The 12367-nt window shown below is 35.2% G+C and carries 9 protein-coding genes; 5 read left to right on the top strand and 4 right to left on the bottom strand.

The window, feature by feature from the left end:
• The first annotated feature begins 6 nt into the window (after positions 1 to 6).
• The 3 genes from folD (at position 7) to ABY905_RS03355 (ending at position 6077) form a co-directional block, all read left to right on the top strand.
• Positions 7 to 888 (top strand): bifunctional methylenetetrahydrofolate dehydrogenase/methenyltetrahydrofolate cyclohydrolase FolD, encoded by an 882-nt coding sequence (gene folD, locus ABY905_RS03365; RefSeq protein ID WP_372640483.1) that lies wholly within the window; start codon positions 7 to 9, stop codon positions 886 to 888.
• Positions 889 to 1427: 539 nt separating this feature from the next.
• A complete protein-coding gene (locus ABY905_RS03360; RefSeq protein WP_372640480.1) occupies positions 1428 to 4616 on the top strand; it encodes a SusC/RagA family TonB-linked outer membrane protein in 3189 nt (1062 codons plus the stop codon).
• 18 nt (positions 4617 to 4634) lie between these two features.
• The gene (locus ABY905_RS03355; RefSeq protein ID WP_372640477.1) at positions 4635 to 6077 is read left to right on the top strand and encodes a SusD/RagB family nutrient-binding outer membrane lipoprotein; all 1443 of its coding nucleotides are present in this window, start codon (positions 4635 to 4637) and stop codon (positions 6075 to 6077) included.
• A 124-nt stretch (positions 6078 to 6201) separates the two neighbouring features.
• Here ABY905_RS03355 and ABY905_RS03350 read toward each other — a convergent pair whose 3' ends face one another.
• On the bottom strand, positions 6202 to 7524 hold the full coding sequence (locus ABY905_RS03350; protein WP_372640475.1) for a DEAD/DEAH box helicase: 1323 nt from the start codon (positions 7522 to 7524) through the stop codon (positions 6202 to 6204).
• Positions 7525 to 7667: 143 nt separating this feature from the next.
• Here ABY905_RS03350 and ABY905_RS03345 point away from each other — a divergent pair, with 143 nt between their 5' ends.
• Entirely contained in the window at positions 7668 to 8447 is a 780-nt protein-coding gene (locus tag ABY905_RS03345; RefSeq protein ID WP_372640473.1) for an ATP-binding protein, read from the top strand.
• Between the two features lie 96 nt (positions 8448 to 8543).
• The gene (locus ABY905_RS03340) at positions 8544 to 9119 is read left to right on the top strand and encodes a 3'-5' exonuclease (protein ID WP_372640471.1); all 576 of its coding nucleotides are present in this window, start codon (positions 8544 to 8546) and stop codon (positions 9117 to 9119) included.
• A 39-nt stretch (positions 9120 to 9158) separates the two neighbouring features.
• Here the strand turns inward: ABY905_RS03340 and ABY905_RS03335 are convergent, their stop codons facing one another.
• The 3 genes from ABY905_RS03335 to dnaA form a co-directional block, all read right to left on the bottom strand.
• On the bottom strand, positions 9159 to 9770 hold the full coding sequence (locus ABY905_RS03335) for a YigZ family protein (protein ID WP_372640469.1): 612 nt from the start codon (positions 9768 to 9770) through the stop codon (positions 9159 to 9161).
• Positions 9771 to 9791: 21 nt separating this feature from the next.
• Positions 9792 to 10661, bottom strand: a complete 870-nt coding sequence (locus ABY905_RS03330) for an EamA family transporter (protein ID WP_372640466.1) — start codon at positions 10659 to 10661, stop codon at positions 9792 to 9794.
• A 95-nt stretch (positions 10662 to 10756) separates the two neighbouring features.
• The gene (dnaA, locus tag ABY905_RS03325) at positions 10757 to 12187 is read right to left on the bottom strand and encodes a chromosomal replication initiator protein DnaA (RefSeq protein WP_372640463.1); all 1431 of its coding nucleotides are present in this window, start codon (positions 12185 to 12187) and stop codon (positions 10757 to 10759) included.
• Positions 12188 to 12367: the final 180 nt, after the last annotated feature.

Here is a 12367-nt window from a genome sequence, read left to right as displayed (position 1 = left end):
ATAGTCATGGAATTAATCGATGGAAAAAAGATTTCGGCTGAGGTGAAGCAGGAAATTGCTGCTGAAGTTGAAGGGATTGTTAAAAATGGTGGTAAAAAGCCACATCTTGCGGCTATTATTGTTGGACATGATGGCGCCAGCGAAACCTATGTTGCTGCAAAAGTTAAAGCTTGTCATCAGGTAGGTTTTGATTCTTCAGAGTTTCGATTTGAAGATACGATTACAGAAGCTGAGCTTTTAGCTGAAATTGAGAAAGTGAACCAAGATGATTCAATCGATGGTTTAATTGTTCAATTGCCATTACCTAAGCATATCTCGGAATCTAAAGTGATCGAAACCATTCGCCCAGAGAAAGATGTTGATGGATTCCACCCTATGAATGTAGGTAAGATGGTAGCAAGCTTACCAACTTATTTGCCAGCTACTCCTGCAGGTATTGTAGAGTTATTGAAACGATATAAGATTGAGACATCGGGAAAAAATTGTGTCGTGATTGGTCGTAGTAATATTGTTGGTACACCAATGAGTGTATTAATGTCTCGTAAAGCTTCTCATGGCGATTGTACAGTAACGCTTTGTCATAGTCGTACTAAGAATATTCCAGATATTACTCGTCAGGCTGATATCATTATTGTCGCTTTAGGTATGCCTGAGTTCCTTACAGGAGACATGGTTAAGTCTGGAGCAGTTGTAATCGATGTTGGAATTCACAGAATCAAATCTGATAAGACTAAATCTGGTTGGAAGCTGATTGGTGATGTTAATTTTGCTGAAGTGTCTCCTAAGTGTTCATTCATCACACCAGTTCCTGGTGGAGTTGGTCCAATGACTATCGTGTCATTACTACAAAACACTTTAATCGCATCGAAAAAAGAGATTTACTCATAGAAATTTAAGTCAAATATATGAAGGGGTGATTCTTAAATGAGTCATCCCTTTTTTTTTGTTCAAAATTTGGAAGAGGATATTATAGAACGATAATGAAATGATTTCCTGCTTTGACCTATATCGTTTGTAGCACATGTGATTCTGTAATAAAAGCGTGATTATCGTTTGAAATAGAACTTTTATGGTGTGATTTGAGCTGTTTATCTTATTGGAGGTTTTTGTTATTTAGACAGGATGTAAATAACGAGTTGTGTGCTAATTGTGTGGTTGAAGTAATATATGTAGATAAGTTTATAAGAGAAGGGCTATTGTCCTGATTCTTAAATTCTAAATGTGTGTAGTCGTTAGCAAATATAGCCAATGTTAAAATAGAAGACGGTTTTAGATTATTCATGGAAAGTGATAAAAGTCATAAGTGTTAGCATGTGTTAAATGTATGTTAATGTTTGTTAAAATCAATATATGTGCTAATTTTAGCATTGATTATTACCATTAAACCATTTGCATCTTTACTTAATTACTAACTAAAAAGAATTTTTATGAAAAAATTAATTGGACTGTTTGTCTTTCTACTTTTTGTAGGAACCCAAATAGTGACTGCGCAAAGCAAGCAAATTACCGGTACGGTAACCAGTGCCGACGACGGGCTCGGAATGCCTGGTGTATCTGTTGTTGTAAAAGGTACCACTATTGGTGCGAGTACAGATATTGATGGGAAATATAGTCTTGAAGCTTCAGCAAGTGATGTGCTTGTTTATAGTTTTGTGGGTATGGTTCCTCAAGAAATTAAAGTCGGTTCACAAACTATAATTAATGTTGTTTTGGAAACTGAATCTATTGGTATGGATGAGGTTGTCGTAACTGCATTGGGTGTAACAAGAGAGAAAAAGTCTCTAGGTTATGCTGTAACTGAAATTAGTGGTGATGCCGTTAGTGAGGTTAAAGAAACAAATATTGTAAATTCTCTTTCAGGTAAGGTTGCCGGTGTTAATATCCGTCAAGCTAATACTATGGGAGGATCGGCAGATATCCTTATTCGTGGTACTGCTTCTCTTTTAGGTAACAACCAGGCTTTATTTGTAGTTGATGGTGTACCTATGGATAACAGTAATACCAATACTGCTAACCAACAAAGTGGTTGGGGTGGATATGACTATGGTAATGCTGCATCAGATATCAATCCTGATGATGTTGAGTCGGTATCTATTCTTAAAGGTGCTGCTGCATCTGCACTTTATGGTTCTAGAGCAGCGAATGGTGTTGTTTTAATTACTACCAAGAAAGGTTCTAAGAATAAGAATGGTATCGGTGTTGTTGTAAATTCAGGTATTACCTGGAGTACAATTGACAAAGAGACTATGCCAGAGTATCAGTATGAGTATGGTGCCGGTTATTCTCAAGATTGGAGTTTCGAAGGTGCTATTAATGGCCATAATGTTGTTAATACAAATGATGATGCTTCTTGGGGGCCAAAATTTGACCCTAATTTACAAGTTGTACACTGGGATGCCCTAGATCCTAATGCAGCAAACTACGGTGAGACTCGTGCTTGGGTTGCTCCCAAAAATAAAGTATACGATTTCTTTGAAACAGGTCTTAAGTATACAAATAGTGTTGCCTTAACAGGTGGTACTGATGTTTCTAATTTCAGATTGTCTTATACAAACTCTGATGAGTCTGGAATTCTTCCTAATTCAAATATTAAGAAGAATACAATGGCTTTTAAAGCTAATCACAAGTTAAACGACAAGTTTAATGTTTCTGCTAGTGCTAACTATGTGAACACTAGGGGTAAAGGTAGATATGGTACAGGTTACGACAGTAATAACCCTATGCAGAACTTTGCTCAGTGGTTCCAGACTAACCTTGACTTTAAGAGATTAGAGAATTATTATAAGTCTCCAGATGGAGATCAGAGAACTTGGAATGCTAATAGTCCTACTGATTTAGATCCTGCTTATGCAAATAACCCATATTGGACACGTTATGAGAATTACCAAGATGATGAAAGAAATCGTTTGTTTGGATTCACATCTTTAGATTATGAATTGAATGATATGTTCTCATTGACTTTCAAAACATCTTTGGATTATTATCACGAGAGACAAAATGAAAGAAATGCTGTTGGTTCAAACGATCAGTCATCTTTTAGTACTTATGACAGAACTTTCTCAGAGTGGAATACAGACGTGATGTTGAAGTTCAAGAAAAGAGTTGATGAATTTAACTTTACTGGCCTTGTTGGTGCTAACTACAGAGAGAATGTTCAGCAATCTATTTTTGCACAGACTTCTGGAGGTTTAGTTGTTCCTGGTTTATATACAGTTAAGAATACGACTGTTGAGAAATCACCAACTGAGTCACTACTTGAGCGTAATATGAAGAGTGTATATGGAAGCTTTTCAGCTGGATATAAGAACTTCGCTTATTTAGAAGCTTCTTTTAGAGTTGATAATACTTCAACTTTACCTACTGATGATAACACTTATTTTTACCCTGCTATTTCTACAAGTATTATTCTTTCTGAGCTAGGTGGTATGAAAGACCTTTCTTTCTTATCATTTGCCAAACTAAGAGCGAATTATGCTGAAGTAGGTAATGATACAAGTCCTTATAATTTAAGATCTTCTTATTCTCAGGGAACTAACTGGGGAAGTCAAGCTATATTCTCTGTAAATTCAGTTCTTCAGAATCCTGATTTGAAATCAGAGAGTACGGAGAGTTATGAAGTTGGATTAGAAGCGAACTTCTTTGATAACAGAGTTGGTTTTGATGTGGCTTTATATAAGTCAAATTCATTTGACCAAATTATGCCAGTGAATGTATCTAGGGCAAGTGGATACCAGCAAGCTTATGTGAATTCAGGTGAAATTCAAAATACAGGTATTGAGCTAGCATTGAACTTTACTCCGGTTAAGAACAATGATCTTACTTGGGATATAAACTTTAACTACTCTAAGAATAATAATGAAGTTAAGAGTTTATATAACGGTGTAGATAATATTCTTATTACTTCAGCTTGGGATATTTCAATGAATGCTCATGTAGGTGAGGCTTATGGTGTTTTAAGAGGTACAAACTTTGTTTATACTGATGGAAAGAAGACTGTAGACTCACGAGGTTACTATACAAGAACTGAGAAAGAAGAAGTGATTGGTAATATCCAACCAGACTGGCGTGGAGGTATTACAAACACGCTTTCTTATAAAGGATTTTCTTTAAGAGCTCTAATTGATATTCAAAAAGGTGGTGATATTTATTCTGTAGACCGTAAGTATGGTTTAGCTACAGGTTTATTTAAAGAAACTGCTGGCTTAAACTCTAAGGGTATCGATAAACGTGCTGACGTAGCTGATGGTGGTGGTATTCTACACGCTGAAGCAGTAATGGCTGATGGTACACCAAATACAACTTTTGCTCGTGCTAATGGATGGGGTGGAGATCAGTATTATGGAAGAACGCCTACTGCTAGATACGTATATGATGCATCATATGTTAAGTTGAGAGAGGTTGCTTTATCTTATTCTCTACCTAACGATTTATTAAATAACACTTTCTTAAATAAGGTTGTTATTTCTGCTGTAGGACGTAACTTGTGGATTATCTCGAAGAATACTCCTGGTTTTGATCCTGAAACAGGACAAAGTTCTGGTAATAAGCAAGGTATTGCTAATGCTTCTTACCCAACTTCAAGAAGTTTTGGTTTCAATGTAACATTAGGATTTTAATATTAAAAGACAATTATGATGAAAAAAATAACATATCTATTACTAGGAATTATTTCTACGGTGGGAATTGTTTCTTGCTCACTAGAGGATAATGTTGATCCTAAGAACGCAAGTAATGTTCCAGTAGAAACCTTATTTACATCAGCTCAAATTGAGTTTGTAAATCAGTACAATAGTATGAGTGTAAATAGAAATATTTCACGTCTGCTTGCTCAATATTGGATGGAAACAACCTATACTAATGAGAGTCGCTATGATTTTCTTGATAGAGGTATCTCTGATTCATTTTCTTCTGAATTCTATAAGGACGTTATCAAAGACCTTAGAGAAGCAGGTAAGATTCTTGATGCTGCGGGTTTTGTTGGAGCTTTAGCTGACAAAGCAGTTAATCAGAAAGCTACAATGACAATTCTTGAGATTTATTCATTTACTGTTTTAGCTGAGACTTTTGGAGATATTCCATATTCAGAAGCAGTGCTTGAAATCCCTGACTTTACACCTAAGTATGATGATGCTGAGACTGTTTATGCAGATTTATTAGTACGTTTGAATGCTGCAATTGCAAGTTTAGATGCTAGTAAAGGTACTTGGGGTAATGAAGATTTATTATTCAAAGGAGATATAGATCAGTGGAAAATGTTAGGTAATGCATTGAAATTAAGAATGGGAATGCGTATGGCTGATGTTCCTAGTTTTAACTCTGCAACTGTTGTTACTGAAGCTTTGACTGCTGGTGTTTATGATGCCAATCTTGAAGGAGCTTTCTTTCAGTATATCGGATCAGATCCACACGTCAATACTATTTATGATGGTTTCCTTGTTGACGGTAGAAAAGACTACACGCCTTCGAATACTTTAATTGATAAGATGGTTGCTCTTACTGACCCTCGTTTACCTTTATGGTTTACACAAGTTGGTGGTGTTTATAAGGGTATTGAATATGGTAAAGAAGATGGCGGTGTTTATGACCAATTTTCACATTTTACTGATATGTTTTTTGAGCCTACTTTAGAAGTTGCTTTAGCTGATTATTCTGAAATGGAATTTTATTTAGCAGAGGCTGTTGAAAGAGGTTATGCTGTTGGTGGAACTGCTGAGGAGCACTATAATAATGGTGTTACGGCTAGTATTCTTTATTATGGTGGAACTCAGGCTGCTGCTGATGCTTATTTAGCTCAAGCTAATGTAGCGTATGCAACAGCTGCTGGTACTTGGAAAGAAAAAATTGGTACTCAAAAGTGGTTAGCAATGTATAATCGTGGTGTTGAAGGTTGGGCTGAATGGAGACGTTTGGATTTCCCAATCTTGAATGTTCCTGCAGGAATGACCTATGGTGATATTCCAGTTCGTTACCCATACCCATTTGATGAGAATGAAATGAACGAGGAGAATTATGATGCTGCTTCCGCTGCTATTGGTGGAGATAAAGCAACTACTAAATTATGGTTCGATAAATTTTAATTGAAACAAATAATATAAAAAGAGCTGATCATATGATCAGCTCTTTTTTTATATAAGATAAATCCCAAGCCTCATTTGAAGCTTGGGATTTATTATTCTCTATAATCTTTTGAAGATGATTATATTAGTAACTCACCGCCATTTTGACTTTCTTTTTCTTAATGCGTTCGTCTTTAAGTTTTCTTAGAATTTGTGTTGCTAAATTACGCTTAATAGCCACAAATGAAGCATGATCTAGAACTTCAACTTTTCCCAATTCATCTTTCCCCAGTTCGCCTTTCTTCATAAAGCAGCCGACAATATCCATTTTATTGATCTTATCTTTTTTACCTGCATCGATATAGATGGTCAACCATTCTGGATCTTCAGGAAGGACAATGTTATCTGGAATGATAAGTTCTTCAATATCTTTATTGATGAATTCTGGAAGGTAATCACTATCTGCCATTACAAAATAAGAACAACCCGACGCATCCATTCTTGCTGTACGTCCGTTACGATGCGTGTAAGCATCTGCTGTCGTCGGCAATTGATAATGTATCACATGTTTGATTGAAGGGATGTCTAGTCCTCTGGATGCTAAATCTGTAGTGATTAGAATCTGGTGAGATCCGTTTCTAAATTTAATTAGAGCCTTTTCACGATCTTCCTGTTTTAAGCCACCATGAAATGTGTCGTGTTGAAGATGTGAATCTTTCAATAAGTCACTAATTCGGTCAACTGTGTCTCGATGATTACAAAATACTAATGTTGCTTCGTTACCATTGTGACAAATTAAATTGAAAAGAGCAGCTAATTTATCTTTGCCTTCTGCTCTAACTATTTTCTCAACAAGAGATTCTTTAGGCGTATCAACTAAAAAATTTATTTCAAAAGGGTTTGTTACTCCAGTAAATTCGGGAATACTCTCGCTTTTTGTTGCTGATGTTAGAATTCTCTTTTTGATAAACTCTAATTGTTCAATAATTTGACCCATTTCTCTGTGGAAACCAAGTTCCAGCGATTTATCAAACTCATCTAGAATGATGGTGTTGATACTATCTGGAGAAAAATTTTCACGACGAAGATGGTCGGCAATTCGTCCAGGTGTTCCAATAAGAACAGCGGGAGGTGTAGAAAGACTGTTTTTCTCGATTTTCATTGCATGGCCACCATAACAACAATTCACTTTAAACGGAGTCGATAAACTCTTGAAAACTGACTCAATTTGTATTGCAAGTTCGCGTGATGGAGCTAAAATTAAAGCTTGGACGCCATTTTTATTCTCATCAAGTTGATTAAGGAGAGGAAGCAGAAATGCCAATGTTTTTCCTGACCCAGTTGGGGAAAGAAGAATAATGTCATCATTTTCTGACCAGGCTTCAATACATTTCTCTTGCATTGGCTTTAAGGCTTCAATTCCTAATTTCCTTAAAATCTCTTGTGTGTTAATCTTATTTTCTTGCATGCGGCAAAAGTAATTCTAATTTTGTAATAAATGGTATTTCCAATAATCTAAGCTGATTATTATACTAACTCATTTTAAATTGGCTTCAGAATCGATAGCCTAGGAACTTTCTCTTATTTTTGGCATTCTTAAAGAACAGAATTATGGAGACGGTGAAAAAGTCAAAAACAGAACAAGAAAAGAAAGATCAGTATTTTCAGCGAAAGATTGCTAAAAGAATGGGTAAAGCCATTAGCGAATTCGAATTGATAGAGGATGGGGATAGAATTATGGTTGGCGTTTCTGGAGGAAAAGATTCTCTTGCCTTGCTCGAACTCCTTGCCTTGAGACGTAAATTTAAGAAACAGAATTTTGAAGTTGTTGCTGTTCATATCAATGTATTAGAATTGCCTTATGAAGTCGACCGAGAATTCTTAAAAGCTTTTTGTGAGAAGTTGGATGTGCCTTTAATTTATCGAGATATCAATGTTGATTTTGAACGACCAAGTAAAAAGCCTGCATGTTTCCGATGTTCATGGCACAGAAGAACGACTCTTTTTAAAATGACGGATGAATTCAAGTGTAATAAGCTTGCTTTAGGACATCATATGGATGATGCTATTGAGACTCTTTTGATGAACATGATGTATCAGGGGGCGGTTTGTAGTATGCCAGCAAAGTTGAGTATGTTTCAAGGGAATATCATTTTGATACGACCATTGATTCTTTTGAAAGATGCAGAAATGAAAGAGTATAGCCGCATTCGTAAGTTTGTATTAGAAAAAGAACTTTGTCCACACCAAGATGTCACCAAACGTAAGGAGACAACTAAGATGATTGAACGTATTGCTGGCGATGATTCGCGTATCAGAACGAATATGTTTCGATCCATGAGTAATGTGCAAACAGAGTATTTGCCAATTATTCCTAAAAAAATAAGCTGAGATATCTTATTTCTGGTTTGATTAACTTATTTTTAATCTTCGAATTTTCCTGATTGCATAAAGGAACTTTCTTATTCTACACATTAAAGCATAAGTATGGCTAAAGAGATATTAGTATTAGATATAGAAACCACTGGATTTTTGAATCAGGGTGGTAAAATTGTTGAGATTGGAATTGTAAAGCTTGATTTAGATTCGGGTGATGTTACACCTGTTTACAATTCCCTAATAAAGGAAGATGGACTTAATTCTTCTCACACACGTGGAGGTTTTGGATGGATCTTCCAGAATTCAGATCTTCAATTCGAGGATGTTATGGAAGCACCTAGCCTTGAGAGCCAGAAAGAAGAAATACAAGATTTGTTAGATCGATATAGAGTCACCGCTTACAATAAGGCTTTTGACTTTGGATTTTTAAAAGATAGAGGCTTTCATGTTAAGGAGTTAGATTGTCCAATGCATTTATCAACCCCAATTGTGAAATTACCAGCGCCTAATGGACGAAGAGGGTTTAAGTGGCCTAAAGTTGAGGAGGCTTGGGATTATTTCTTTGGAGATACAGGCTATATTGAAGCACACCGAGGGCTTGATGATGCCATTCATGAAGCTAAAATTGTTCATAAGCTATATCAAATGGGAGAATTTCCATATACGGTAAGCTTGTTCGATTAGAAAAATGAATTCCATCTTTAAATAAAGGTGGAATTTTTTTTATTCTGTTCTGATGTGATCCGATTTGACACTATCAATCTTACTAAAGCGTTCTATTATCTTCTCAACTTCACTTTGTCTGATGCTTAGGGTGATTTTACAAGTCAGATTAAAATCCTGATCAATTTGAAGAGGTTGTTCTTCTTTTATGATTCTCATAACATCATTCATAACCAGATAGTCGAAATGAATATCATAAATATCATTGACGGTTTTTTCGATGATTTTAGCATTGGAAATTGAATCAAAAGCCGCTGCCTTATAGGCATGAATTAAACCACTAACACCTAGCTTTGTTCCACCAAAATAGCGAACGACAACAATTAAAATATTGGTAAGATCAGACGATAGTATTTGTCCTAATATAGGCTTTCCAGCAGTAGATGAAGGTTCTCCATCATCGTTGGCACGAAAGTTCTTCTTATCGGCTCCCAGCATGTAGGCATAGCAATGATGACGAGCATCGTAATATTCCTTTTTGAGTTTGTCAATTTCTGCTTTAATATCTTCTTCGCAAGTCACAGGGAAAGCATAAGCAATAAATTTACTTCCCTTTTCTTTATATATGCCCTCCGAAGTGTTTTGTATTGTTTTGTAGCTGTCTGTTTGCATGGTGCATCAGTTTATGATGATTTACATTGAATACTGAGCTAGTATAATTATCGCAACAAATGCAAGAGCGATTCCAAAGTAGTTAAGTTTGTTAATTTTTTCTTTATAGATAAAAAGCCCAAATATAAGTGATAAGGAAACAATACCAATGTTTACCATGCTAAAAACAACAGAGCTTTTAAATCCAGAACTGTTCAGTGCTGCAATTAAATAATATAAAGACCCAAAGTTAGCGATACCTAAAATACTGCCTCCAATTAGGGTATTGATAGAAACTAATTGTTTCAGCGATCTTTTTTGGATATACAAGCTGAGCAAACCTGCCAATGCAGCAATGGTAAAAAGAACCAGTGAGAATAACTCTGATCCACCATTGGTTAAGAATGTTTCTTGAGAGTATTTAACCAATGTATCAACAAGCCCTGCTCCAAGAAAGAGTGAAATAGGTAACCAGATATGTTTAATCTTACCTGTCTTGTTCGATGGTTTATACACCGCTAGTATAATCGATGCAATAGCAAGTGAGAAGCCTATAAACATCATCATGTTCACCGATTCTTTAAAATATAGGATCGAAAACAAGATTGGGATAATAAAAGACATTTTACTGGCTAGGCTCGTTATGGTAATTCCTGCTTTTTGAGATGATTTACCAATAATGAAGAAAACAACAATAAATAGTAAACCAATCAGCAAGGCAAGACCTATCCAATTTCGTTCTGAAAGTTCTTGTAATGAAATTGATTTATCGGATAGTAGATAACTTAAAAGACCAGCAATAATATAATTGATGACTATTGCAGGAAGAATTTCAATCTCGAATTTTTCAAAACTTTTGAAACAAATAAAGATTCCTGTTGAGGCTAATATGGCAAGTAGTATGAGTATCATTTTCTTATTTCTTAGTCAGTATATCAAAAAAAAGGAGCTGCTCTTTTTAGAACAGCTCCTTAGTATATTTTAAAAATTGTAAGGCCTGTGGGCGATTACATCTTCAGTTTTTTATTTATTTCTTCAATTTGAGTCTTAAAAGCTCTATCTGTATCTATCAGATTGTTGACCGTTTTACAAGCATGTAGTACAGTAGCATGGTCTTTCTTACCAATTTGTGAACCAATAGTTGCTAAAGAAGCCTTGGTCATCGATTTTGAAAAATACATAGCGATTTGACGAGCTTGTACAATTTCACGTTTTCTGGTTTTGGCTTGAAGTAAATCAATTGCCATATTGAAATGGTCACAAACGATCTTTTGAATGTAGTCTATTGAGATTTCACGTTTGGTATTTTTCACCAACTTATCGATGATTTCAATAGCTAATTCTAGATTTAACTCTTTTTTATTCAGAGTTGACTGCGCTAATAATGAAATAAGTGCTCCTTCAAGTTCACGAACATTGTTGATCACATGTGTTGCAATATATTCAATCACATCATTTTCTAGAATGATACCATCTTTATATGCTTTTTGTTGCAAAATACGAACTCTGGTTTCATAATCTGGATTTTGCAAATCAGCTGACAATCCCCATTTAAAACGAGAAAGTAAGCGATTCTCCATACCTTTCAATTCAATTGGTGCCTTATCAGAAGTCAAAATTAATTGTTTCCCCGACTGGTGTAGGTGATTGAAAATATGGAAAAACGTATTTTGTGTTTTTTCCTTACCAGCTAATTCCTGAATGTCGTCAATAATCAAGATGTCGATCATTTGGTAAAAATGAAGGAAATCGTTTTTATTGTTATTACGAATAGCTTCAGTAAACTGAGTTTGGAATTTTTGTGAACTGACATATAAAACAGTCTTCTCAGGATGAAGCTCTTTTGCCTTCAATCCAATTGACTGAGCCAAGTGAGTTTTTCCTAATCCCGAATCACCATATAATACAAGTGGGTTAAATGCTGTCCCTCCTGGATTCTCAGAAACTGCCCAACCTGCAGAACGAGCTAAACGGTTGCAATCACCTTCAATAAAATTAGAAAAAGTATAATCAGGATTTAACTGAGAATCAATTTGTAATTTTTTAATACCAGGTATAATAAATGGGTTTTTTATACTTGGTTCCTCTTGAGAAAAAGGATTCTTAACTGGGCGATTTTTTGTGTAAGCTGGGTTGTTTCCTGGAACGATAACTGATAGAGGTTTCACATTGGCCATGTGATTATTCTCCATGACCACATTGTACTCTAATTTTGCGTTAGAACCCAATTCTTTTCTTAAAGTCTTTCTAAGAAGATCAATATACTTCTCTTCCAAGTACTCATAGAAGAAATGGCTAGGTACCTGTAAAGTAAGAATTTCGTTCTCCAACTTTAGTGGTACGATAGGTTGAAACCATGTACTATAACTAATTGGCGAAACATTATCCTTAATTACGGCTAAGCAATTTTCCCAGATTTGGAAGTGATTATTGTTCATTTCTTGTTCAGAATTTTAAGTCGTTTTAATGGTTAGTTTTTATTGGGTCATGCAAATTTGGATAAAAAAAATCTGTAAAAAAAATGGATTTAAACTTGACTTTTAAAAAAGATGATTTAACCCTTGAAACATCAGCTGTTAGAGAATGAAAAAAAATAAATAAAAATTAATAGTCAGTCT

Origin of the sequence: Ancylomarina sp. (assembly GCF_041555295.1) — a bacterium.
Lineage (GTDB): Bacteria > Bacteroidota > Bacteroidia > Bacteroidales > Marinifilaceae > Ancylomarina.
Note: the sequence above shows the minus strand (reverse complement) of the source record. Positions and strands in the feature narration are given on the sequence as shown.